Here is a 22309-nt window from a genome sequence, read left to right as displayed (position 1 = left end):
AGGAACATAATGACTTTGCCTTCAATCGTGATCGCCAGTGCGGCCCGCACTGCTGTTGGTTCGTTCAATGGAAGCTTTGCCAACATCCCGGCCCATGAACTTGGTGCTACGGTCATTCGCGCCGTTCTGGAGCGTGCGGGTGTCGAGGCAGGTGAAGTCGATGAGGTGCTTCTGGGGCAGGTTCTGACGGCCGGCGAGGGGCAGAACCCGGCACGACAGGCCGCCATGAAGGCTGGCATTCCGCAGGAAGCGACGTCTTTTGGTATCAACCAACTCTGTGGATCAGGTCTGCGCGCTGTAGCGCTTGGCATGCAGCAGATTGCAACGGGTGACGCGGCAATCATTGTCGCCGGTGGTCAGGAGTCCATGTCCATGGCGCCCCACTGCGCGCACTTGCGTGGCGGTGTAAAAATGGGCGACTTCAAAATGATCGACACGATGTTGAAAGATGGCCTGACTGACGCGTTCTACGGTTATCACATGGGCATCACAGCCGAGAACATTGCCCGGCAATGGCAGCTCAGCCGTGACGATCAGGACCAGTTTGCCGTCGCCTCCCAGAACAAGGCGGAAGCGGCACAAAGCGCAGGACGCTTCCAGGACGAAATCGTGCCTTTCACAGTAAAGGGCCGAAAAGCCGACATCATTGTTGATACCGATGAGCACATTCGCGCCGGTTCCTCAATGGAAACGATGGCGAAACTCCGCCCCGCCTTCGACAAGGAAGGCACCGTTACGGCCGGTAACGCTTCCGGCCTGAACGACGGCGCCGCTGCAACCTTGCTGATGACCGAACAGGAAGCTTCCCGACGCGGTATTACGCCATTGGCGCGCATTGTCTCCTGGGCAACAGCGGGTGTCGATCCGCAAATTATGGGAACAGGTCCCATTCCTGCCTCTCGCAAGGCGCTTGCCAAGGCGGGCTGGTCAATCGGCGATATTGGACTGGTGGAAGCGAACGAGGCCTTTGCGGCACAGTCCTGTGCCGTAGTTCGCGATCTTGGTCTTGATCCGTCAATCGTCAACGTCAACGGTGGCGCCATCGCGATCGGCCATCCCATTGGTGCGTCCGGCGCGCGCGTCCTTAACACACTTCTGTTCGAAATGCGCCGCCGCAATGTCTCCAAGGGTCTTGCGACGCTGTGCATCGGTGGCGGCATGGGCGTGGCGATGTGTGTGGAGGCCCTCTGAAAACCATTTTGGTTTCAGAAGCGATGCTGTAGAAGCAGCCTCCCATTGGCCGCATTTATGTGGCCGTTGAACACCATCTTTTACAGGTCATGGAGGCCAGCATGAGCCGGGTTGCGTTGATTTCAGGCGGAACGAGCGGAATCGGGGCAGCAATTGCGCGTGCATTACAGGCCGCCGGTTACAAGGTGGCTGTCAACTACGCCTTTACGACCGATCGTGCGGCGGCGTTCCAGAAGGAAACCGGCATACCGGCGTTCCAGTGGGACGTACGCGACTACGACGCCTGCCTGGCGGGCATCGCCCAAGTCGAGGCAACATTGGGCCCAATCGAGGTTCTTGTGAACAATGCCGGCATCACCCGCGACGCGATGTTTCACAAGATGTCACCCCAGCAATGGCGTGAGGTCATCGATACAAACCTCACCGGTGTGTTCAACATGACCCATCCCGTCTGGCCGGGCATGCGGGAGCGGGGATTTGGACGTATCGTCAACATATCCTCGATCAACGGTCAGAAGGGGCAGGCGGGGCAGGCGAACTACTCCGCCTCCAAGGCGGGAGATATCGGCTTTACCAAAGCTCTCGCCCAGGAAGGCGCGAGCCGCAATATCACGGTCAACGCGATATGCCCCGGATATATCGGCACGGAGATGGTCAGAGCCATTCCCGAACAGGTCCTGTCAGAGCGCATCATACCGCAGATCCCGGTGGGACGGCTCGGCGAACCCGAAGAGATCGCCCGTTGTGTTCTGTTCCTCGTCTCCGACCAGGCGGGATTTATCACAGGCTCCACCCTTACGGCCAACGGCGGACAATATTTCGCCTGACAGGCATTGGCAGACTTCCGGCCGACAGGACCCCACGTCAGTAAACTTTTCGTGATAACGCCCCGTCGGCGGAGGTGTCGCACAAAAACTTGAGTCAGAAAAACGCCTATGGAAATGAATGCTAACCAGATGAAAAGGCGACTCTTTTTGTATAGTTTAGAAAGACTCTAAGTTATACAGGTGACTCAGAAACCATGTTTTTCTTGACACTGACTATCCTGTTTTGGTTTAAGAGCGAAAACAACGTGTTGCGTCATACAGGCAGTTAGTCATGCTGGTTTGCAGCTGCAATTACATTACCGACAACGACATCCGCGACGTCATCAATGAGTTGCTGGACGAGGACTGTTGGCAGCTTATTGTCCCGGCAAAAGTCTATCATGCCATGGCAAAACGTGGCCGCTGTTGCGGCTGTTTTCCGACTGTAGTCGACCTCATCATCAAAACGACCGAGGACTATCACGCCCGTCGCCACTCGACGGAAGCCGAGGTTTTTGATTTTATGTCCCGCCTGAAGCGATTCCACGAAGAGAACAGGAGAGCGGACATTGAAAGGCGACAAAAAAGTCATCGAGCAGCTTAACGAGGCGCTGTTCCTCGAACTCGGTGCAGTCAACCAGTATTGGCTCCATTACCGTCTGCTGAATGATTGGGGCTTCACAAAGCTTGCCAAGAAGGAACGTGCTGAGTCCATCGAAGAGATGCAGCACGCCGACAAGATCATCGACCGCATCATCTTCCTTGAGGGTCACCCGAACCTTCAGACCGTCGCTCCCCTGCGTATCGGCCAGAACGTCAAGGAAGTGCTGGAAGCTGATCTCGCGGGCGAATACGACGCACGTACCGCCTACAAGAAGTCGCGTGACATCTGTCATGACGCCGGCGACTACGTGTCGATGAAGCTGTTCGAAACGCTGCTCATCGACGAGGAAGGTCACATCGACTTCCTGGAGACGCAGCTCGACCTTCTCAACAAGATCGGTGAAAACAAATACGGCCAGCTCAACGCTGACTCCGCAGACGCCGTCGAATCCGAATAATCGGACCGTCATGAACATGAAAAAGGCGGCACCGGTGCCGCCTTTTTGCGTTTTTACTGACCAGCCAGATGCCGAAACTCGGCGACCACCTGCTCATAAACGCCCCGTTTGAAGGGCACGATCAATTCAGGCAGGCTTTCCATCGGCTTCCAGTCCCACGCATCGAATTCCGCCTCATGGCCTGTCGGCGGCGGATCAATCTGGATTTCGCTCTCGTCACCGTCGAAGCGGAACGCAAACCAGCGCTGCGCCTGCCCACGATATTTGCCGCGAAGACCGATACCGATCAATTCCGGCGGCAAGTCGTAGTGAATCCAGTCACGCGCTTCCGCAAGCAGCGTAACGGTCTTCATGCCCGTCTCTTCATAAAGTTCACGAACGGCAGCTTTTAGCGGCTGCTCGCCGTCGTCGATGCCACCTTGCGGCATCTGCCATAGATGCGGAGAACCGTCATATTCGGAGTTACCCTCCTTGATACGCCGTCCAGCCCAGACAAGGCCTTTGCTGTTGAGCACCATGATTCCGGCGCAAGGGCGATAAGGCAAATCTTCTGCTTTGATAGTCATCAAAAACCCGCTGGCTTTGCGCGCCCATTAAGGCGCAGGGAGAGAAACCGATCAAAGGTTTACTGTCCTGCCTGTCCCGAGACAAGCGCAGAAACGCCAACGATCTCAATGCCTCGCGCCGACGCCTCCGGCGACCACTTCGCGATGGCAGCGATGCTTTCGTCAAATGCCGACGCCACTCCGATCGCAGAACCGTTGCGGCGCGCTATCCGTTCCAGTTCGTCGAGCTTGCGCAGGATGGCACCTTCGTTGACCTCATTGTCGAGTTGAACGTCGGCGAAGCCATGAGGTGCGGATATCGCCTTGCCGATGTTGCCACTTAAAGACTGAGCGGATGAGCCATCATCGAGAAACAGCAGTCCGCGCTTGCCGATATCACGCATCACAGGCTCCAGCGCCTTTTGATCGGCGAGAAAGCGCCCCCCGAGATAGTTCATGACACCGGTGTAATTGGTGATTTTCGCCATGGAACGATGCAGGCGATCAATGTTGACCTTGGCCGGGTCACCCGCCAGCAAGGTATCGGGCCCAGGATTGGTTCCCGGATAACCAAAGGGTTCAAGCGGAACCTGCAGCAAGATCTCATGACCTTCGCGACGCGCTTCCTGCATCCAGCGTTGCAGGCTGTTACCGCTTGCCGCGAAGCCCAGCGTCACCTCTGCAGGAAGATCACGAATGGCCTTCTGGGAGCCAGTCTGGCTCAAACCCAGGCCACCAACAACGATGGCAATACGCGTCCCGCGCGCGCCTGACCACGGCCTGGCATATTGTTCCACCGAACGCAGGCCATCCGCTGCGACGATCGGCAAGCGACCGAATGCAGTATCTTCCAGCAAGGTGTCATTGGGCCTGGTGGCCATACGAGGGTCCTGGCCATAGGTCTGACCACTCATCAAAACCGGCCCATCATTATCCCGCGTCCGAGGGGAATAGACGGATACGACGTTACCATCGGCCATCGTCGAGCGATTGATGTTTGCGCCGGAGCGCCCGCTTTCCGGCTGCAGACCTGTGGTCTCAGCACTTCCTGCTATATCGGCCGGCTGTTCCTGATCCTTCTCAGAACGCGTCGCAGCAGCTTGCGTATTCGCGGTCGTTCGCTGGAGGTTATCCGGATATAGCGCCGTATAGATCGACAAGCCGCCAATCGTCAGCACAGCGACACCGGCAAGGCCCATAATTGCCGAAAAGCGCCGGTTGAAACCGGCGCTTTTTTTATTGCGGCCCATGAGCGGTTTTCGCAGGTCCGAAGGCAATGAAGGGTCCACTCGACTGATGCGGCAAAAAGGGAAAAAAGCGCCGTCAAACGGCGCTTTTCGTCTTACTGCTTGTTGACCACAGCCTTTTCCGGGTTCGGCGGGAAGGACGGATCGGTCTTGTTGCCGCGCAGAAGATCCAGCGCATAGTTGAGCTGAATGTCGTCCTTTGCTTCCGGCGGAACATAAGCGGAAGAACCAGAACCTTCTTCGGTTTCGCTCTGTCCCTTGATGTGACCGGTCAGACCCGATTCACCTTCGCTTGTGACCTTACCCTGCAATTCCGGTGGCAGCGGCTGTTCAACCTTGATGTCAGGCTGAATACCCGTACCCTGGATCGACTTGCCAGACGGGGTGTAATAGAGCGCCGTGGTCAGGCGCAGTGCGCCTGCTTCGCCAAGCGGAATGATCGTCTGGACGGAGCCCTTGCCGAACGAGCGCGTACCGACAACCGTCGCACGGCGAAGATCCTGCAGAGCACCAGCTACGATTTCAGACGCCGAAGCCGAACCGCCGTTGACAAGCACGATTACCGGCTTGCCATCGGTCAGATCGCCTGCAGTCGCGTTGAAGCGGCGGGTTTCATCCGGATTGCGGCCACGGGTCGAAACGACCTCACCACGCTCGAGGAAGGCGTCGGAAACGTTGATCGCCTGATCAAGCAGACCGCCTGGGTTGAGGCGAAGGTCGAGCACATAGCCCTTGAGCTTGTCGGCCGGAACGTCCGCTTTGATTTTCTTGATCGCCTTTTCGAGGTCGTCATAAGTCTTCTCCGTGAAGGAGATGACACGAAGATAACCGACATCGCCTTCAACGCGGGATTTGACCGCACGCACGGCAATGATGTCACGCATCACAGTGAATTCGAGTGGCTTGTCTGCGCCTTGACGGATGATCGTCAGTTTGATCGGCGTCTTGACGGCGCCGCGCATCTTTTCAACGGCCTGCTCCAGCTTCAAGCCACGAACCGGTGTTCCGTCAATTTCCGAAATGAAGTCGCCTGCGAGAATGCCGGCGCGAGATGCGGGCGTATCGTCGATGGGCGTGATAACCTTGACCAGTTCATTTTCCATGGTCACTTCGATGCCGAGACCGCCAAACTCACCCTTGGTCTGGGTGCGCATGTCGTTGGCGTCCTGCGCATTCATGAAGCTCGAATGCGGATCAAGCGAGCTGAGCATGCCGTTGATGGCATTTTCGACCAGCTTCTCATCATCTGGTGGCGTTACATATTGGGCGCGGACGCGCTCGAACACGTCACCAAAAATCGACAGTTCCTTATAAGTCGAAGGTCCGGCGGCCTGCGCCGGCATGCTCGCCGAATAAATCACACTCATCGCCGTGGCGCCCATAAGCCCACCGATAAGGAGAAGCGAAACCTTACGAATCATTGTGCGCCCTTCCGGTATTTTTTGCGGTCCACCACGGTTGAGAATCAACCGGCACGCCGTCTTTCCTGAACTCAATGTAGAGCGTTGGCCTGTCCGTTTCCAGCGCCAATGCTGCTGCACTTGCTACTCTTTTTGCACCCATCGAAGCGATGGGCTCGCCAGAGAATACAAACATTCCCTGCCTTGTCCTTACATTGTCCATGCCCGTCAGAACCACATGATAACCATCCCCGGTATTGAGGATGATCATGCGGCCATAACTGCGGAAATCGCCCGCAAAAACCACAAAACCGTCTGCAGGGGCCGTCACCAGCGCCTCGGGGCCCGTTGCAACCACGAGACCTCTGGAAAAGTGACCTGTTCCGTCGGCGTCTCCAAAGCGACGCAGAACGTCGCCAGCCACCGGCATGTCCAGCTTACCCTTCAAACTTGCGAAAGGATATGCTGGCGCAATACGGTTTTTATCGGGCGTTCCCGCCTCTGCGTCGGCTCTCTCTTTCTCTCGTTCTGCCTCGGAAAGACGCGCCAGACGTTGCTCTTCCGCCCGCGCCTTTTCCATCGCCTCACGCACCGAACTGATCTCGGTTTCGAGAGAACTTACAAGGCCTTCCAGACTCGTTGCCTTGCCGGCAAGTTCTTCCGAACGCTTGCGTTCTGCTTCCAGTTCAGACGCAGTCTGCGTATTGCGACGATCATTCTCTGCCAGCAAAAGGTCGAGGCGTTTTTCCTCTTCCAGACTGGCCGTCATCATACCCGTAAGATCGCCTTTTTCGCGAGCGATTGCCTGCTGCAGATCGGTCAATTCTTTGAGAGCGGCAACGAGCTTGTCAGTCTCGGCACGAATACCCGGAACAACGGCGCCGAGCAGAATGGCGCTGCGAACCGAAGCAAGCGCATCTTCCGGCGAAACGAGCAGGGCAGGCGGCGGGTTGCGCCCCATGCGCTGCAGTGCCGCCAGAACCTCGGCCAACACACCACGCCTCTCGCGCAGAGAAGCCTTCACGCCATCTTCGCGCACACCGAGTTTTGCCAGCCGGTCTTCGCCATCGCTGATTTTTGTTTCGAGATCCTTACGCCGCGCCGCCGAATCGATCAGTTCCTGGCGGATACGCGTGCTGTCTTGGTCAAGCGCGGCGATGCTCTCTTCAAGCTGTCGGGTCTTGTCTTCGGAAAGCCCAATGCTGTCGACCAGTTCCTCGAGATCTTGACGGTTCACGTCGCGGCGCTTTTCAAGCGCCTGCAGATCATCGGGCGGGGCATTGGTGGCATCCGCGCTGGCCGCGCCCGCATCATCGCGCGCGACGGTAAAGCCAGCGGGAAAAAGACCGAGGGCCAAGGCAGCGATCACCGCGCCTGCAACAGCCATCTGCCCCTTTTTCTGCCGTCCTTTGTCCATTTGAACTTTCTTTGATGCCGAAGCGCAATGAACGACATTACGCTGCTTCGCCACAATTCACCAAGAGGCAACCGCCAAAGCCGATCCACACCGTGCCGTGTTCGGGAATTTTCGTGTTGAAATTGAGACACCAATTCGCCGAAGAGGGCTCTTCAAACGCGATGATAGGGGTGGCCGGAAAGAATGGTGACGGCGCGGTAAAGCTGTTCGGCAATCAAAATGCGCACGAGTTGATGCGGCCAGGTGAGTTTTCCGAGATTGAGAACCGCGACGGCCTTCTCGTAAAGCGACGGATCAAGCCCATCTGCCCCGCCAATGGCGATAATCAGATCACGTCGACCGCTGTCGCGCAGATTACCAAAAAACTCGGCAAACGCCGGACTGTCCAGCGCCTTGCCGCGTTCATCGAGCAACACCAGAGCCGCTCCATCGGCCAGATGCTTCTCAAGCATCGCCGCTTCTTCGCGCTTGCGTGTCTCCGCGTTCGATGCACGACTTTCGGCGACTTCAATGACGCGTGAAAATTCCAGACCGATCGCTGGACCGGTTTTTGCGAGACGCTCGAGATAGCGGGCCGCAAGATCCTTTTCGGGGCCGGATTTCAACCGTCCCACCGCAAAAATCGAAATCCGCATTCAAAACCGCCCTGTCGCAACCCAATCGGGTTACGCTCATAACAGCATCCTCCGCGAATTCCTATGCAGCCAGCTCTCAAGTCGACATCAGAACCGCATCAATGCAGGGTTTCCTCCGGCATATCCGGCGTCGCCCACATCTTTTCGATGTTGTAGAATTCACGGATTTCCGGGCGGAAAACATGAACGATGATATCGCCTGTATCGATCAGCACCCAGTCGCCGGTCTCAAGACCTTCGACGCGGGCGTTTCCGAAGCCCTCATCCTTCATATCTTTGAGAAGATGCTCGCAGATCGCCGAAACATGCCTGTTCGATCGCCCGGAGACCACGACCATGTAGTCCGCAAGCGCCGATTTTCCGGCAATGTTGAGAGATACGATATCTTCAGCCTTGGAGTCCTCGAGACTCGCGAGGACGGTTTCAAGGGCATGGTCGGCGGCATCGGCGCCACTGTCCTGGCCCTTCGGGATAGCAACATGTGCTCTTCCCTTGGCGTGAACTGTTGTCAGAGGTTTTCCTTTCCCAAGAATGACAAAACAGGCACTGCGCGACGTGATTCTCTACGTCACACAATGAAGGTGGCATCAAAGCATTAACTTTTCAAGATATGGCCCCTGAAGGCCACCGGCCATACATCATTTGTGACCGTTACGAAGAGCGGTGGAACTGAGCGTCGAACGCGGGCCATGAATGAAAACCCAAGCGGGCGCGTTTTTTTTCCACAAAACACCCGCATCATCCTCGTCGACCCGCGCATGGCTGAAGGCTTGCGCCATGGTGGAAGACAGATAGGCCAGCGTCGAACCAGGCCGGTCGATCACGGCGATCGGAAAGGTTTCAGCGATCTGTCGCCATTTCTGCCAGCGGTGAAAGCTCTTCAGATTGTCGGCCCCCATAACCCAGATAAAACGGACATGAGGATTTTTCGCCTTTACCTTGGCAAGCGTGTTGGCCGTATAGCTGATGCCAAGCGACTTTTCGAACGCCGTAACCTTGATGCGCGGATCGCTCACCAGCCTTTCACAGGCGGCAATGCGATCTTCCAGCGGTGCAAGGTCTGCGCGACTTTTGAGCGGATTTCCCGGCGTCACCATCCACCAGAGCTGGTCAAGCCCGAGCCTTCGAAGCGCGATTTCCGCCACCAGCGCATGTCCGGCATGCGGCGGATTGAAGGACCCGCCGAAAAGCCCGATGACCATGCCGCGCTCTGCATGCGGCATGGTGAGGTAACGCCTGTCGATCCGTACTTCGGCTACCAAATATCAGGTCCGTGTCTGGCCGGTGCCATGCACGCGGTACTTGAACGAGGTAAGTTGTTCGACACCGACCGGTCCCCGCGCGTGCATCTTGCCCGTCGCGATGCCGATTTCTGCCCCCATGCCGAATTCGCCACCATCAGCGAATTGTGTCGACGCATTATGCAGGAGAATGGCGGAATCGATTTCGTTGAAGAAGCGCTCGACGACTGACGGATCTTCCGCAATCACGGCCTCGGTATGATTGGACGAGTAGGTGCCGATATGGTCAATCGCACCAGAAATACCATCAACGACGGTAACGGAAATGATCGCATCGAGATACTCGGTACGCCAATCCTCTTCCGTTGCGGATACTGTCCCTGCAACGACATCGCGGACCGCCTGCGAACCGCGAACCTCGCAACCGGCATCGACCAACGCTTTCACCAGCGGTTCAAGATGCGTCGACGCCACAGCTTTATCGACCAGCAGGGTTTCGGCCGCGCCGCAAATACCGGTTCGGCGCATCTTGGCATTCACGACGATTTTTTTCGCCATGTCGAGATCGGCGGATTGATCGACATAGATGTGGCAAAGCCCTTCGAGATGCGCAAAGACCGGTACGCGCGCTTCGGATTGAACGCGGGCCACCAGGCTTTTGCCACCGCGCGGCACGATTACGTCAACGGTACCATTCAATCCACCGAGAAGCGCACCAACCGCAGCACGATCCGTTACAGGAACGAGTTGGATAGCATGCTCTGGAAGGCCGGCAATCTTCAAGCCTTCGACAAGGCAGGCATGGATAGCACGCGATGAATATTGCGAATCGGAACCGCCGCGAAGAATGACCGCGTTACCAGCCTTGAGGCAAAGCGCGCCCGCATCCGCTGTGACATTTGGGCGGCTTTCATAGATGACACCGATAACGCCAAGTGGCGTGCGAACGCGCTCGATGTGCAGCCCGTTCGGCCGGTCCCAGGCGGCGATAACTTCACCAACCGGATCGGCAAGGGCGGCAATCGAGCGAATGCCTTCGGCAATTCCGTCGATCCGCGCCTCGTTCAATGTCAGCCGATCAATGAAAGATGCAGCAATACCGGCGCCTTCAGCGGCCGTCAGATCCTTGGCATTGGCAGCAAGAATCTTGTCTTTCGCTGCCTCAATGGCTGCGGCCATCGCAAGGAGCGCACGGTTTTTCTGTTCAGTCGACGCGATCGACAACGGTCGTGCAGCAGCTTTCGCCTGTGTGCCGATGGCTGTCATCAGCGCATCGATATCATGGCTCTGCTTCACGGCCTGTTCAGGCATCGACTTCATCCTTCTTCGTGGTTTTCACTTTGACAGCAGGCCCCGTCATGACCAGATCGTCACGATGGATCATGGCCGCGCGTCCGACATAACCGAGAATTGCCTCGATTTCATTGGACTTGTGGCCATAGATCTGACGCGCTTCGTCAGCATCGTAACCCGCAAGGCCACGAGCAATTTCACGTCCCTCAGAGCCGATGATGGCAACAGCATCACCGCGACCGAAGTTTCCCTTGACCTGACGTACGCCAGCGGGAAGCAGGCTCTTGCCCGCCTGCAGCGCTTTCTCCGCACCTGCATCCACATGCACTTCGCCAGCGGGCTGCAACTGCCCGGCAATCCAGGTCTTGCGCGCAGTGACGGGCGTGCCCGAGGGGGCAAACCAGGACGACCGCGCACCATTCTCAATGGCTTTCAAAGGATTGAGCGTCTTGCCGGACGCGATAATCATGCCGCAGCCGGCAGCCGTCGCGATCTTGCCCGCGTCGATCTTCGTGCGCATGCCGCCACGCGACAGTTCCGAAGCCGCCCCGCCTGCCATGGCTTCGATTTCGGGCGTGATATCGGCAATCGTCTCGAGGAACCTGGCATCCGGATCGAGATGCGGTGGCGCGGTATAAAGGCCGTCAATGTCCGAGAGCAACACGAGAAGATCCGCACCCGTCATTGTCGCGACACGCGCCGCCAGACGATCATTGTCGCCATAACGGATTTCGGTAGTGGCCACCGTATCGTTTTCGTTGATGATCGGGATTGCACCGATTTTCAGAAGCTGGCTGATCGTCGCACGCGCGTTGAGATAACGACGGCGTTCTTCCGTATCGGACAATGTCAGCAGGATTTGTCCCGCAACGATCTCATGCCGCGACAGGCTTTCGGACCAGGCGCGCGCCAGCGCGATCTGTCCGACGGCCGCAGCCGCCTGGCTTTCCTCAAGCTTCAACGCACCGGAAGGAAGCCCAAGCACGGTGCGGCCAAGCGCGATAGCGCCTGAAGAGACCACCTGAACATCCACACCGCTCTTCTTCAGGGCTGCGATATCTTCGCAGATGGCATCGAGCCAATCCTTTTTCAGTCCGCTCTTTCGATCGACCAGCAGCGCGGAACCGATCTTGATGACGATCCGATTATGATTGCCAAGAGGTTTTCGCGCCAAGGTCGACGTCATAGCCGGTCGTCCCCATCCTCGATTTCCTCGATCGGCATGGATCGGTCGGGCAGGGCCGTTTCACCACCGTCGCTGGCCGAAACGATAATGTCGCGAAGGGCGCGAAGGGCCTCTGTCATACCGATATGGGCAGCGGCCGACAAAAGCAGCGGCGGACGACCGCAGGCCTTTTCAAGTTCCTTGGCCTTCTTTTTCAGCTCTTTTTCGTCGAGCACGTCGATCTGGGAGAGCGCGACGATTTCCGGCTTGTCGGTCAAACCGCCACCATAGGCGTCCAGCTCAGCCTTGACGGTTTTATATGCCTTGCCGACTTTTTCTTCCTGTGCGGAAACCAGATGCAGCAGAACGCGGGTACGCTCGACGTGACCGAGGAACCGGTCACCGATACCCACGCCCTCATGCGCGCCTTCGATCAGACCTGGAATGTCGGCAAGCACGAACTCGCGACCGTCGATGGTGGCAACACCGAGATTGGGGTGCAGCGTCGTAAAGGGGTAGTTGGCGATCTTCGGCCGCGCCCGCGTAACCGTTGCCAGGAATGTCGACTTGCCTGCATTCGGCAGACCAACGAGACCGGCATCGGCAATCAGCTTGAGCCGCAACCAGATCGTCTTTTCTTCGCCCGCCAGACCGGGGTTGGCATGGGTCGGCGCCTGGTTGGTCGACGATTTGAAGTAGGCATTACCGAAGCCGCCATTGCCGCCGGCGGCAATACGAAAACGCTGGCCTTCCTTTGTCAGGTCAACGATCAGCGTTTCATTGTCTTCTTCAAAGATCTGCGTGCCAACGGGTACCCTCAGCGTCACATCGGCGCCCTTGGCACCGGTACGCGTCTTGCCCATGCCGTGCTGGCCGATCGAGGCCTTGAAGTGTTGCTGAAAACGGAAATCGATCAGGGTGTTGAGACCATTGACGACCTCGATCCAGACGTCGCCACCGCGGCCGCCATCACCACCATCCGGTCCACCGAACTCGATGAATTTTTCGCGCCGGAACGATACGGCACCCGCGCCGCCATCACCTGACTTGATATAGACTTTTGCTTCATCGAGAAATTTCATCAGACTGCCGTTCTGTCAGCTTCACGCGCAATTGCGGCAAGCATATTGCCATCGCGCTTCAAACAAAGGTTCTGCCGCTTCGAATACAGGCGCTTACCCTGAACGTCAAAGACTATCGTGGGAAAGCGCCCGGACAACAAGGCCGGTTTGCGGCAAAACCGGCCTTGTTTCTTTCAGTGTCTCGGCTTTGGACGCACAAGTCCGTCCTCGGTCAGGACCGTATCTATATGCGCGACCATGGCGGCACGCGCGGTCGCATAGATCTGATGGCACCCGGTAACGCGAAAGCCGAGCTTTTCCTGCACCCTGAGGGATGCCGGATTGTCGGCGAACACACCAGAATGCAGCACAGTACCAGGCATACGGCGGAAGAACCGTTCACCTACGGCAGCGACCGCTTCAGTCATATAACCCTTGCCCCAATAGAAGCGGTTGAGCCAGTAACCGAGATGCCATTCGCCATGTCGCAATTCCACGGAAACGACGCCGATGAGGGTGTCATCTCCATTGGTAATGGCAAAGTCCCAATCCGGCAAAGTCCCGGATGTGCGAAGGATCAGCCATTCCAGCGCATCCTGACGATGGTAGGGCGCCGGAACGCGTGCCAACATCCGCGTGACCTCGAAATCGCTCAAGGATTCGGCAATGCTGCCGGCGTCTGACAAACGCTGAGGGCGCAGCACCAGACGACGCGTTTCGAGAGTAGGGCAGGGGCCGGGCGGTGACGCGGTATTAACGCGACGACGGGTCAGTTCCAGTGCACTCATCCCATGTCCCCCCAACTCTTCAGCGAAACCCAGGTCTTGCGATCCAGACGGTACCATTCAACCGGCACCATGCCACCAAGCGCCAGTGAACCGACCATGCCGGAACTCTGGAACTGAAAACCGCACTTCTGAATAACCCGCCGTGAGGCGATATTGGTGACCCGGCACCGCGCATCGATCTGGTCGATCTCGCGGGTTCGGAACGCCATATCGATCAACGCATGTGCCGCTTCGGTCATGTAGCCACGGTTCCAGTAGGGTTCCCCCAGCCAATAACCGATTTCCAGGGTCTTTTCATCTTCCTGGGGCTCGAGGCCGCAGCATCCCATAAACTCGCCATTGTCCATGCGCGTAATCGCATAGACGCACTTGCCAATCTCGCCAGCTTTGGTGCGTCGCACGAAGTCCACGGCGTCTTTCGCCGTGTACGGATGCGGCATACGCGACACCATGGTCGCGATATTGGCGTTGTTGGCAAGATGGGCAAGGGCGTCGATGTCTTCTTCGTGAGGCTTGCGCAATACCAGCCTCTGCGACAACAAAACGGGGCAATCGCTCCTTGACCGATCGGGCCTCGGCCGTTCTTGGGGTGACCGTGATTGGTCGACCCTTAACAATTCAGCTTGCATGGTTCAGTCCCTCCATGAGGTTAAAGAAAAAGGGGAGTTGGGTGGTGCCCCAACTCCCCTTTTTTATGACTGAACCTGATGCGTCTCAGCCGGGTCGTTGGGACACCGGCTGCATATGACGCTGCCGGCTTATTCTGCGGCTTCGGCTTTCGGCGCGACGGATACGAACACGCGGCCGTTAGCCTTCGTGCGGAAGCTCACGTTGCCTGCCGTCAGTGCGAAAATCGTGTGGTCCTTGCCGATGCCAACGTTGGCGCCCGGATGCCACTGCGTACCGCGCTGACGCAGAATAATGTTGCCTGGAATGACAGCTTCGCCGCCGAACTTCTTTACGCCAAGGCGCTTGGAATTCGAATCGCGACCGTTACGCGAAGAACCGCCAGCTTTTTTGTGTGCCATTGGATTGCTCCTTTAAACCTAGTTTCCCGTGTCGCGCCGATCAGGCAGCAACGATGTCCGTGATGCGGACGACAGTGTGATGCTGACGATGGCCGCGCGAACGCTTGGAGTTCTGACGACGACGCTTCTTGAAGGCGATAACCTTCTTGCCGCGGTTGTGCTCGACAACTTCAGCCTTGACCGTTGCACCAGCAACGAAAGGAGCGCCGAACTTTGCGTCAGCGCCAACGCCGATCACGAGAACTTCGGTGAATTCTACAGTTGCGCCAGCTTCTGCTTCCAGCTTTTCGATGGTCAGCACGTCGTTGGCCGCTACGCGGTACTGCTTACCGCCGGTCTTGATGACTGCGAACATTTTTTATCCTTTCATGTTCGTTCCGGCTCTGCCCGCAAACGCGTGCTGGCCGTCTTTTTGTCAGTCGGATGAGCGGAATTTCGTCCGGGCTGAATGCCCTTCTAAACTCTGCCGGTGAAGCCACCCCGATAGGCGTGACATAAACAGAAGGCGCAATACGCCATCAATTTGGGTGCGGGATACGCGAGACTCCGGCTTGTGTCAAGACGATGAAGCTTTGAAAAGTAACCGTAACGCCAAGAATTTCAGGCGATTTCGGCTCTTCTTGCAGTCCCCCCTCGAAATTTGCATCGCAAGTGTATATATGGCGCGTAAATAAGGAGCAGAAATGGCCCGCATTGACCAGACCGACGATTGGCGGGACCGCCACGCGCCGACAATTTCAGCATTTGAATCGCTGGCCATCGAGGCCTATGGCCACCTGCCGGAAGAATTCCGTGCGCTGACCAAGGACCTCATTATCGAGATCGCCGATTTTCCGACTGACGAAGTCTTTGAAGATATGGCGCTTGAAACACCGTTTGATCTGCTCGGACTATTTGAGGGCCGCGGCATTTCAGAGCGCTTTACCATGGAAACCGGCGAAATGCCGAACCGGATCACGCTCTATCGTCGTCCCATTCTCGACTATTGGGCGGAGAATGACGAAACGCTGGGCGATATCATCACCCATGTCCTCATCCATGAAATCGGCCACCATTTTGGCCTCTCGGACGACGACATGGAGCGTATAGAAGAAAGCGCCGAGGCTGCCGTGGACCGGTAATCCGGTCCACACCAATCACATCATCACTGTTCGCCGAGCTTCATGTCCGGGTTATATTCCTTGCCATCGACCGTCTTGGTCACCGCTTGGCCGCAGTGCATCACACCGGCTGCGGCATTGAAGGCATAGGTCGGCGAACCTGCAAGCTCCCAGCCCTTGTTGAGCGCCTCGGTAACGCGATGGCAAAACTTGGAGTCGTCCGGACCTGTGATGAAACGATAGACTTTCACTTTTCCTGCCTTTCTGGAGAAACGGGGCGAACAATCTGAACCTGGTCAGATTGCGCGACGCCCCAACTAGATTCTGTTTTTTGCGGCGCCATGAGCGATGGCGTCAGCGAGGGCCACAAGCCTTTCGGCTTGGCCTACATGCAGTCGTTCGATCATGCGCCCGTTTTTGTTGATAACATTCAATCCAGCGGATTCGGGTTGGGCAAAAGCAGCAATGATATCCCGAGCTTCGGCAACCTCGGCCTCTTCCGGAGCAAACCGGCGGTTTGCCGCCTCGATCTGGGCAGGGTGGATCAGCATCTTGCCATCAAACCCCATATGGCGCCCCTGTTCGCATTCGAGATCGAAACTGCCGAGATCGCGAAAATCGTTCGACACGCTGTCGATGACATCCAGTCCATACGCGCGGGCAGCCAGCACAACCTGCATCAACCATGGAACCAGATAAGCGCGACCGGGCAGGGCAGGAACTCTTGTTTCCTTACGCAAATCGTTCAGCCCGACAACAAAGGCAGACAGCCGCGCGTCAGCCGTATGGGCCGCTTCGGCAATTGCAGCAGCATTGAGAACGCCGCGTGGCGTTTCGATCATCGCCCAGATTTTCAGATCCGCGGGAGCATCGCTCTCCGAGAGAAGATCGGCCACCTGATGAATATCGGACGGGGTGTCCACTTTCGGCAGGAGAACGGCATCGGGACGACAGGAAAGGACAAGCTCCAGGTCCGCTTTTCCCTCAGTCGTTTCGAAGGGATTTATGCGGATAATTGCTTCACGCGCAGCAAGCGGGCGATCCTGAAAGAATGCCCTAAGATTGTCCCGCGCCTTCTCTTTCATATCAGGCGCAACAGAATCTTCCAGGTCGAAGATCACCCCATCGCAATCAAGATCGTGAATCTTGTCGAGCGCTCGGGTGTTTATTGCAGGAACAGAGAGCAACGAACGACGAGGGCTGACGATGTTGTGATGCAAAAAATTAGCCATGCCGCACTTGTGTCAACCTTTTATGACATCTGCAAGCTGACAATCCACTGAATCCTCTTGCAAGCCGGATGAAGAAGGCCCACATTCATTTGGAAAGAAAGGTTTGGATCATGCAAGGCATCCGTTCGTTTTTCATCGCCGCATCCGGCATCGCAATTCTGGCTATGGCCGCTCTCTTCACCGCTTCGCTGACGGTGGCGTTTGTGGGCGTGCTCGCTGTTCTCAGCCTCGCGCGCCTTGTCTCCGCCCGTCTCAAGCCGGCGCCAATTCCGGTGAAAACTCGCGGTCAGCAACGCGACATGCGCGTATGGAACGACGGCAAGGGCACGATCATCGATCTCTAAGCCCCGGGCAGCAGGGTAAAACGCCAGGGTATTGACAAAAGCGTACCGAATTGAGCGTGTTTGTGCTTCAAAACCCATGTGTTTTGCAGTATTTCCCACAGGGAACCTGAAGCAGGCCTTGGCGCTGCTGTTCTGTTAAAAGAATTCCGGAGCGACAGATGGAAAAGTTCACCAAGCTGACGGGCGTGGCCGCCCCTATGCCGGTCGTCAACATCGACACCGACATGATTATTCCGAAAGACTATCTGAAGACCATCAAGCGCACCGGTCTTGGCAAGGGTCTTTTCGCGGAATCGCGTTACCTCGAAGATGGTTCGCCAAACCCTGACTTCGTGCTGAACAAGCCCGCCTATCAGAACGCGCAGATTCTCGTCGCCGGCGACAATTTCGGTTGCGGATCGTCGCGTGAGCATGCGCCGTGGGCGCTTCTTGATTTTGGCATTCGCTGCGTGATCTCCACCAGCTTCGCCGATATCTTCTACAACAACTGTTTCAAGAACGGCGTTCTGCCGATCGTGGTCAGCCCGGAGAACCTTGAGAAGCTGCTGGACGACGCCTCTCGCGGTTCCAATGCTGTCTTGTCGATCGATCTTGAGCGCCAGGAAATCAGCGGACCGGATGGCGGCACGATTGGCTTCGAGATCGACGCATTCAAGCGCCACTGCATGTTGAACGGTCTCGATGACATCGGCCTTACGCTCGAACATGCAGGCGCAATCGACACCTTCGAAAAAGCCAACGCATCCGTCCGTCCCTGGGCGTAAATCTAAGCTGCTTATGATGAAAGCCGATCCTGTCGCATAAAAGCGTACCGGATCGGCTTTTGCTTTGCTTGAAAAGCCCCTCCACCAGCGATAAGAAGCCCCACCCGTCCCCACCGTCGAATATGCGGCAACCGGATGGAAAACGAGTTTCATGCTGCGTCCGCCATTCTCGAAAACGCTTTGCGATGTTTTCCGGTGTGTCGCCAAGGAGGTTTTGATGACAGTTCGCACGCTTTTCCTGCTGCCCGGTGACGGTATCGGCCCCGAAGCCATGGCCGAAGTCCGCAAGCTGATCGCCTACATGAATGACGAGAAGAACGCCGGTTTCAAGATCGAGGAAGGCCTGGTCGGCGGTTCCGCCTATGACGCACATGGCGTCGCGATCTCCGACGCTGACATGGAAAAGGCGCTGGCGGCAGATGCCATCCTGTTTGGTGCAGTCGGCGGGCCGAAATGGGACGGCGTTCCCTACGAACATCGCCCGGAAGCCGGTTTGCTGCGTCTTCGCAAGGATCTCGAACTGTTCGCCAATCTGCGTCCGGCAATCTGCTATCCGGCACTCGCCGCCGCCTCTTCGTTGAAGCCTGAACTGGTTGAAGGCCTCGACATTCTCATCGTCCGCGAATTGACCGGCGGCGTCTATTTCGGCGAACCCAAGCAGATCATCGATCTGGGCAACGGCCAGAAGCGTGGCATCGACACGCAGATCTACGACACCTTCGAGATCGAACGCATTGCAAGCGTCGCTTTCGAGCTCGCGCGCACCCGCGACAACCGCGTTTGCTCCATGGAAAAGCGCAACGTCATGAAATCGGGCGTCCTGTGGAACCAGGTTGTCACTGAAACGCATGCCGCAAAGTACAAGGACGTTCAGCTTGAGCACATGCTGGCAGATGCCGGCGGCATGCAGCTTGTTCGCAAGCCCAAGCAGTTCGATGTCATCGTGACCGACAACCTGTTTGGCGACATGCTGTCCGACGTCGCTGCCATGCTGACAGGCTCACTCGGCATGCTACCTTCGGCTTCGCTGGGTGCACCGGACGCCAAGACCGGCAAGCGCAAGGCCATGTACGAGCCAGTGCATGGCTCGGCACCCGATATCGCCGGCAAGGGTATCGCCAACCCGATCGCCATGATCGCGTCTTTCGCGATGTGCCTGCGTTATTCGTTCAACATGGTCGAAGAAGCCACAAAGCTCGAAACCGCCATCGCCAACGTGCTCGACAAGGGTATCCGCACGGCCGATATCATGGCCGAGGGGTCGCGCCAGGTCAGCACGACCGAAATGGGTGATGCGGTTCTCGCCGAATTCAAGGCGCTTTCGGCGTAACAGAAACAGCGATTGGCTGGGCAGGTGGCACCGTTGCCTGCCCGGCCTCTTTTGGTAGAAGGTGTTCGTACCGCTTGTCGGTCAGCGTCTTCAAAAACGCGACAATGGCGTCCACGCGCTTGTCGTCCAGTGCCGGCGCCGAGGTCAATTCCTCCATGGCGATATTATCAGGCACTTCCGGCGCATCCCATTTTTCCCCGGTTTCAGGGTTGATCTGACGGCTCGGCTTCTTGCTTTTGTATTTCACGTAAAACAGCACGGCGGTGCGCAGATCCTTGAACACCCCGTTGTGCATATAAGGCGCGGTGACGGCAACATTGCGCAATGTCGGCACCTTGAATTTGCCACGCGCAGACGGGTCACCCGCGACAAGCGGGTTCTGTGCCAGACCAAGATCGACCGTATCTGCTTTCGACCCGTTCGCCGCACGCACCGCCTTGTTGGCGGGGACGCCGATGTTGAAATATTTGTGGTTGGTGAAGAGCCCGTCTTCCAGTCCCTTCGAGCCCCGGATTTCGTGGCAGAGATTGCAATTGGTGAACTGTGTCGATGACATCAGCACCCGTCCAAGCTCTTCCTGATCTGTCAGTTTTTCCTCGCCCCGCAGAAAGCGATCATATTTCGAGTCAAAGGTGGAAAACTGATCCGAGCGCTCGAAACTGGCCAGCGCCTTTGTCATGGCTGCAAAAGCTGTCTCATCATCCTGAAAGACATCCCCGCCGAACTGCGTGCCGAATGCGGCGACATAATCCGGATTTTCTTTCAGCCGCTGAACAACAGCGGCCTTGTCCGGCATGCCCATTTCTATCGGATTGAGAGGAGGGCCGGCGGCCTGATCCTCCAGTGAGCCGGCCCGCCCATCCCAGAACTGCCCGCCGACATATTCACCCGCGTCATTTTTGCCGAAAGGTGGCGAGAATTTCGTATAGGCCGCAGTCGGCGCATTTCGATCGCCAAGCGAAAAACCGTCATCGCCCAAAGAAACGTCGCGGCCAACCTTGTCCGCCTCGCGCGCATCCGAGAAACCGGCAGCCTGCATATGGCAGGTGGAACATGCCATCGTTCGGTTCATCGATATGTTGGGATCGTCGAAGAGGGCTGCGCCCAGTTTTTCGAGCGTCGCATAATCTTCACCGCCGTGCGCTTGCAGGCTCTCCAGGCCCGCTCTCACAGGCGCCATGGCGAAGATGGAAGCAAGAACGATAGAGGTGATATATCCGGGTCTGGTCATCGGTACGGCACGCTTCAGGAAAATGCGCGATTAATGCCCGCCTTATACCACTTCACATGTTCTGCGCCCACAAACTTTCACAGCACGCTCCAGTTTATCGCAGCAGGGAAGGTCACGTCCCTTTTGCAATCGCATGAAAGAAGCTGCCGGAAACAGGTCCGCGTCTTCCACCGGAAGGTCCGAGTACACGGCCTTGCCCATCGGCAATCTCCGCAAAAGGTTCATCCCGGCCCGGATCGGTCACACGCGCATAATGGAATTCATGGCCGCGCAACACCTCACCCGCCCTGCCAAGCGGGCCATCAACGGCGATCGTCGCCTGTCTATAACCAAGGTTCATCTTGCGCTTGGCGAAACTGGTGGCGTGCGACAAAAGCCCCGTCATCGCATGCGTAACACCATCTGCATCTTCCAGCGCCTCACCCAGCACCATGTAGCCACCACACTCGCCGTGAACAGGTTTTTTTGCGGCAAAGCGCGCAAGACCGGCTTTGAAATTCGCAGCATCTGCAAGCGTACCGGCATGGAGCTCAGGATATCCGCCTGGCAGCCAGCAAACATCGCACGTCTCATCGGGCGCTTGGTCGGCGAGTGGCGAAAACGGTACGATCTCCGCTCCCACCGCGCGCCAGTGGCTTTTGAGATGCGGATAAAGGAAGGTAAATGCAGCATCCTCCGCAAGCGCGATGCGCTGACCGGGAGGAGCAATTGCCGCCTCTACGGAGCCAGATGGGACCTCGACAGGAGTGGCCAACGAAAGCAGCACATCAAGATCGATGGACTTTTCCATCGTGTCTGCCAGCCGTTCGATATGGGCATCGATTTCCGGGTGTTCACTGGCCTGAACCAATCCCAGATGCCGTTCCGGCAGGACAAGTGAAGGATCGCGCAAGACGCAACCGACAACGGGAAGGCCAATACTTTCGATTGCCTCGGAACAAAGCGTACGGTGCCTTTCGCTGCCAGCACGATTAAGGACAACAGCACCCATGCGGACTGCCGGATCGTAATGCGCGAAACCATGGGCAATCGCCGCAGCCGTCTGCGACTGACCGGAAACATCGAGAACAAGAAGCACGGGTATGCCGAAAAGCCGCGCCAGATCGGCAGCCGACCCGCTACGGTGTTCTGCAACAGGGATACCATCGAAAAGACCCATGGCGCTTTCGATGATGACGAGGTCCGCGCCGGCTGCCTGCTCCAGAAAGAGATATCGCAACAGATCGGGCTGCATGGCCCAACTGTCGAGATTGAGACCAGCGGAACCGGTCGCAAACGCATGAAAGCCGGGGTCGATGTAATCCGGGCCGGTCTTGATACCACGCACATTGACACCACGTCGGGCGAACGCGCGCAGCAGGCCGATCGTCACACTGGTTTTGCCGGAGCCGGAGCGTGGTGCGCCAATGATGATTGCCCGTGTTGTCATG

The 22309-nt window shown here is 57.2% G+C and carries 25 protein-coding genes and 1 pseudogene; 8 read left to right on the top strand and 18 right to left on the bottom strand.

Features of this window, described 5'->3' with window-relative positions; genetic code table 11:
- The first annotated feature begins 9 nt into the window (after window positions 1–9).
- The 4 genes from HWX89_RS02815 to bfr all read left to right on the top strand — a co-directional run bounded on the left by HWX89_RS02815 (window position 10) and on the right by bfr (window position 3058).
- Window positions 10–1191: an acetyl-CoA C-acetyltransferase gene (locus HWX89_RS02815; protein ID WP_138795189.1), complete on the top strand. Its 1182-nt coding sequence runs from the start codon at window positions 10–12 to the stop codon at window positions 1189–1191.
- Window positions 1192–1292: 101 nt separating this feature from the next.
- Complete coding sequence (gene phbB / locus HWX89_RS02810; protein WP_138795188.1) at window positions 1293–2018, top strand: acetoacetyl-CoA reductase; 726 nt, start codon at window positions 1293–1295, stop codon at window positions 2016–2018.
- A 271-nt stretch (window positions 2019–2289) separates the two neighbouring features.
- Window positions 2290–2601, top strand: coding sequence for a (2Fe-2S)-binding protein (locus tag HWX89_RS02805; RefSeq protein WP_138795187.1), 312 nt, complete (start codon window positions 2290–2292; stop codon window positions 2599–2601).
- Entirely contained in the window at window positions 2567–3058 is a 492-nt protein-coding gene (gene bfr, locus HWX89_RS02800; protein ID WP_138795186.1) for a bacterioferritin, read from the top strand. Before HWX89_RS02805 ends, bfr begins: the two co-directional genes overlap by 35 nt.
- 53 nt (window positions 3059–3111) lie before the next feature.
- Here the strand turns inward: bfr and HWX89_RS02795 are convergent, their stop codons facing one another.
- The 14 genes and pseudogenes from HWX89_RS02795 to rplU form a co-directional block, all read right to left on the bottom strand.
- Window positions 3112–3624, bottom strand: coding sequence for an RNA pyrophosphohydrolase (locus HWX89_RS02795; RefSeq protein WP_138795185.1), 513 nt, complete (start codon window positions 3622–3624; stop codon window positions 3112–3114).
- A gap of 59 nt (window positions 3625–3683) precedes the next feature.
- Window positions 3684–4880, bottom strand: a complete 1197-nt coding sequence (locus HWX89_RS02790; protein ID WP_138795184.1) for a divergent polysaccharide deacetylase family protein — start codon at window positions 4878–4880, stop codon at window positions 3684–3686.
- 65 nt (window positions 4881–4945) lie between these two features.
- A complete protein-coding gene (locus HWX89_RS02785) occupies window positions 4946–6271 on the bottom strand; it encodes a S41 family peptidase (RefSeq protein WP_138795183.1) in 1326 nt (441 codons plus the stop codon).
- Entirely contained in the window at window positions 6261–7667 is a 1407-nt protein-coding gene (locus tag HWX89_RS02780; RefSeq protein WP_138795182.1) for a murein hydrolase activator EnvC family protein, read from the bottom strand. The genes HWX89_RS02785 and HWX89_RS02780 overlap by 11 nt, the downstream gene beginning before the upstream one ends.
- 152 nt (window positions 7668–7819) lie before the next feature.
- Window positions 7820–8302 carry a 23S rRNA (pseudouridine(1915)-N(3))-methyltransferase RlmH gene (gene rlmH / locus HWX89_RS02775; protein ID WP_138795181.1) on the bottom strand — a complete coding sequence of 161 codons (483 nt, stop codon included), beginning with the start codon at window positions 8300–8302 and terminating at the stop codon, window positions 7820–7822.
- Window positions 8303–8400: 98 nt separating this feature from the next.
- Window positions 8401–8890: pseudogene (gene rsfS / locus HWX89_RS02770) on the bottom strand (ribosome silencing factor).
- 50 nt (window positions 8891–8940) lie between these two features.
- The gene (locus HWX89_RS02765) at window positions 8941–9525 is read right to left on the bottom strand and encodes a nicotinate-nucleotide adenylyltransferase (RefSeq protein WP_138795394.1); all 585 of its coding nucleotides are present in this window, start codon (window positions 9523–9525) and stop codon (window positions 8941–8943) included.
- A gap of 42 nt (window positions 9526–9567) precedes the next feature.
- Window positions 9568–10854 carry a glutamate-5-semialdehyde dehydrogenase gene (locus HWX89_RS02760; protein WP_178340598.1) on the bottom strand — a complete coding sequence of 429 codons (1287 nt, stop codon included), beginning with the start codon at window positions 10852–10854 and terminating at the stop codon, window positions 9568–9570.
- Window positions 10847–12022, bottom strand: coding sequence for a glutamate 5-kinase (gene proB, locus HWX89_RS02755; RefSeq protein WP_138795179.1), 1176 nt, complete (start codon window positions 12020–12022; stop codon window positions 10847–10849). The genes HWX89_RS02760 and proB overlap by 8 nt, the downstream gene beginning before the upstream one ends.
- Window positions 12019–13083, bottom strand: a complete 1065-nt coding sequence (obgE, locus tag HWX89_RS02750) for a GTPase ObgE (protein ID WP_138795178.1) — start codon at window positions 13081–13083, stop codon at window positions 12019–12021. Before obgE ends, proB begins: the two co-directional genes overlap by 4 nt.
- A gap of 173 nt (window positions 13084–13256) precedes the next feature.
- Entirely contained in the window at window positions 13257–13850 is a 594-nt protein-coding gene (locus tag HWX89_RS02745) for a GNAT family N-acetyltransferase (RefSeq protein ID WP_138795177.1), read from the bottom strand.
- On the bottom strand, window positions 13847–14479 hold the full coding sequence (locus HWX89_RS02740; protein ID WP_138795176.1) for a GNAT family N-acetyltransferase: 633 nt from the start codon (window positions 14477–14479) through the stop codon (window positions 13847–13849). The genes HWX89_RS02745 and HWX89_RS02740 overlap by 4 nt, the downstream gene beginning before the upstream one ends.
- 129 nt (window positions 14480–14608) lie before the next feature.
- Window positions 14609–14878, bottom strand: coding sequence for a 50S ribosomal protein L27 (gene rpmA / locus HWX89_RS02735; RefSeq protein ID WP_138795175.1), 270 nt, complete (start codon window positions 14876–14878; stop codon window positions 14609–14611).
- Window positions 14879–14918: 40 nt separating this feature from the next.
- Window positions 14919–15233 carry a 50S ribosomal protein L21 gene (rplU, locus tag HWX89_RS02730; RefSeq protein WP_138795174.1) on the bottom strand — a complete coding sequence of 105 codons (315 nt, stop codon included), beginning with the start codon at window positions 15231–15233 and terminating at the stop codon, window positions 14919–14921.
- Between the two features lie 328 nt (window positions 15234–15561).
- On the opposite strand from rplU, the gene HWX89_RS02725 reads away from it, so the two are divergent.
- Entirely contained in the window at window positions 15562–15999 is a 438-nt protein-coding gene (locus HWX89_RS02725; RefSeq protein WP_138795173.1) for a metallopeptidase family protein, read from the top strand.
- Between the two features lie 23 nt (window positions 16000–16022).
- On the opposite strand, the gene HWX89_RS02720 is transcribed toward HWX89_RS02725, so the two are convergent.
- Entirely contained in the window at window positions 16023–16229 is a 207-nt protein-coding gene (locus tag HWX89_RS02720) for a DUF1737 domain-containing protein (protein ID WP_138795172.1), read from the bottom strand.
- Between the two features lie 66 nt (window positions 16230–16295).
- Window positions 16296–17210 carry an HpcH/HpaI aldolase/citrate lyase family protein gene (locus HWX89_RS02715; protein WP_138795171.1) on the bottom strand — a complete coding sequence of 305 codons (915 nt, stop codon included), beginning with the start codon at window positions 17208–17210 and terminating at the stop codon, window positions 16296–16298.
- 110 nt (window positions 17211–17320) lie between these two features.
- Here HWX89_RS02715 and HWX89_RS02710 point away from each other — a divergent pair, with 110 nt between their 5' ends.
- The 3 genes from HWX89_RS02710 to leuB all read left to right on the top strand — a co-directional run bounded on the left by HWX89_RS02710 (window position 17321) and on the right by leuB (window position 19648).
- A complete protein-coding gene (locus HWX89_RS02710) occupies window positions 17321–17554 on the top strand; it encodes a hypothetical protein (RefSeq protein WP_138795170.1) in 234 nt (77 codons plus the stop codon).
- 158 nt (window positions 17555–17712) lie between these two features.
- Window positions 17713–18318, top strand: a complete 606-nt coding sequence (gene leuD / locus HWX89_RS02705) for a 3-isopropylmalate dehydratase small subunit (protein WP_138795169.1) — start codon at window positions 17713–17715, stop codon at window positions 18316–18318.
- Between the two features lie 217 nt (window positions 18319–18535).
- Entirely contained in the window at window positions 18536–19648 is a 1113-nt protein-coding gene (leuB, locus tag HWX89_RS02700; RefSeq protein WP_138795168.1) for a 3-isopropylmalate dehydrogenase, read from the top strand.
- Here the strand turns inward: leuB and HWX89_RS02695 are convergent.
- Together HWX89_RS02695 and HWX89_RS02690 are read right to left on the bottom strand one after the other, a co-directional pair.
- Complete coding sequence (locus HWX89_RS02695) at window positions 19629–20879, bottom strand: cytochrome-c peroxidase (protein ID WP_138795167.1); 1251 nt, start codon at window positions 20877–20879, stop codon at window positions 19629–19631. The two genes, leuB and HWX89_RS02695, sit on opposite strands and share 20 nt — an antisense overlap.
- Before the next feature lie 112 nt (window positions 20880–20991).
- The gene (locus HWX89_RS02690) at window positions 20992–22308 is read right to left on the bottom strand and encodes a cobyrinic acid a,c-diamide synthase CobB (RefSeq protein ID WP_138795166.1); all 1317 of its coding nucleotides are present in this window, start codon (window positions 22306–22308) and stop codon (window positions 20992–20994) included.
- Window position 22309: the final 1 nt, after the last annotated feature.

The organism is Rhizobium sp. RM, from assembly GCF_013390595.1.
Classification (GTDB): domain Bacteria; phylum Pseudomonadota; class Alphaproteobacteria; order Rhizobiales; family Rhizobiaceae; genus Agrobacterium.
This window is presented reverse-complemented; position numbering and strand designations above follow the sequence as displayed.

Excerpts from the sequence above, each read along its gene's own strand:
- HWX89_RS02815 (WP_138795189.1), top strand. The coding sequence starts at position 10 with ATGACTTTGCCTTCAATCGTGATCGCCAGTGCGGCCCGCACTGCTGTT.
- phbB (WP_138795188.1), top strand. The coding sequence starts at position 1,293 with ATGAGCCGGGTTGCGTTGATTTCAGGCGGAACGAGCGGAATCGGGGCA.
- HWX89_RS02805 (WP_138795187.1), top strand. The coding sequence starts at position 2,290 with ATGCTGGTTTGCAGCTGCAATTACATTACCGACAACGACATCCGCGAC.
- HWX89_RS02795 (WP_138795185.1), bottom strand. The coding sequence starts at position 3,624 with ATGACTATCAAAGCAGAAGATTTGCCTTATCGCCCTTGCGCCGGAATC.
- HWX89_RS02785 (WP_138795183.1), bottom strand. The coding sequence starts at position 6,271 with ATGATTCGTAAGGTTTCGCTTCTCCTTATCGGTGGGCTTATGGGCGCC.
- HWX89_RS02780 (WP_138795182.1), bottom strand. The coding sequence starts at position 7,667 with ATGGACAAAGGACGGCAGAAAAAGGGGCAGATGGCTGTTGCAGGCGCG.
- rlmH (WP_138795181.1), bottom strand. The coding sequence starts at position 8,302 with ATGCGGATTTCGATTTTTGCGGTGGGACGGTTGAAATCCGGCCCCGAA.
- HWX89_RS02765 (WP_138795394.1), bottom strand. The coding sequence starts at position 9,525 with ATGCCGCATGCAGAGCGCGGCATGGTCATCGGGCTTTTCGGCGGGTCC.
- HWX89_RS02760 (WP_178340598.1), bottom strand. The coding sequence starts at position 10,854 with ATGCCTGAACAGGCCGTGAAGCAGAGCCATGATATCGATGCGCTGATG.
- proB (WP_138795179.1), bottom strand. The coding sequence starts at position 12,022 with ATGACGTCGACCTTGGCGCGAAAACCTCTTGGCAATCATAATCGGATC.
- obgE (WP_138795178.1), bottom strand. The coding sequence starts at position 13,083 with ATGAAATTTCTCGATGAAGCAAAAGTCTATATCAAGTCAGGTGATGGC.
- HWX89_RS02745 (WP_138795177.1), bottom strand. The coding sequence starts at position 13,850 with ATGAGTGCACTGGAACTGACCCGTCGTCGCGTTAATACCGCGTCACCG.
- HWX89_RS02740 (WP_138795176.1), bottom strand. The coding sequence starts at position 14,479 with ATGCAAGCTGAATTGTTAAGGGTCGACCAATCACGGTCACCCCAAGAA.
- rpmA (WP_138795175.1), bottom strand. The coding sequence starts at position 14,878 with ATGGCACACAAAAAAGCTGGCGGTTCTTCGCGTAACGGTCGCGATTCG.
- rplU (WP_138795174.1), bottom strand. The coding sequence starts at position 15,233 with ATGTTCGCAGTCATCAAGACCGGCGGTAAGCAGTACCGCGTAGCGGCC.
- HWX89_RS02725 (WP_138795173.1), top strand. The coding sequence starts at position 15,562 with ATGGCCCGCATTGACCAGACCGACGATTGGCGGGACCGCCACGCGCCG.
- HWX89_RS02715 (WP_138795171.1), bottom strand. The coding sequence starts at position 17,210 with ATGGCTAATTTTTTGCATCACAACATCGTCAGCCCTCGTCGTTCGTTG.
- HWX89_RS02710 (WP_138795170.1), top strand. The coding sequence starts at position 17,321 with ATGCAAGGCATCCGTTCGTTTTTCATCGCCGCATCCGGCATCGCAATT.
- leuD (WP_138795169.1), top strand. The coding sequence starts at position 17,713 with ATGGAAAAGTTCACCAAGCTGACGGGCGTGGCCGCCCCTATGCCGGTC.
- leuB (WP_138795168.1), top strand. The coding sequence starts at position 18,536 with ATGACAGTTCGCACGCTTTTCCTGCTGCCCGGTGACGGTATCGGCCCC.
- HWX89_RS02695 (WP_138795167.1), bottom strand. The coding sequence starts at position 20,879 with ATGACCAGACCCGGATATATCACCTCTATCGTTCTTGCTTCCATCTTC.
- HWX89_RS02690 (WP_138795166.1), bottom strand. The coding sequence starts at position 22,308 with ATGACAACACGGGCAATCATCATTGGCGCACCACGCTCCGGCTCCGGC.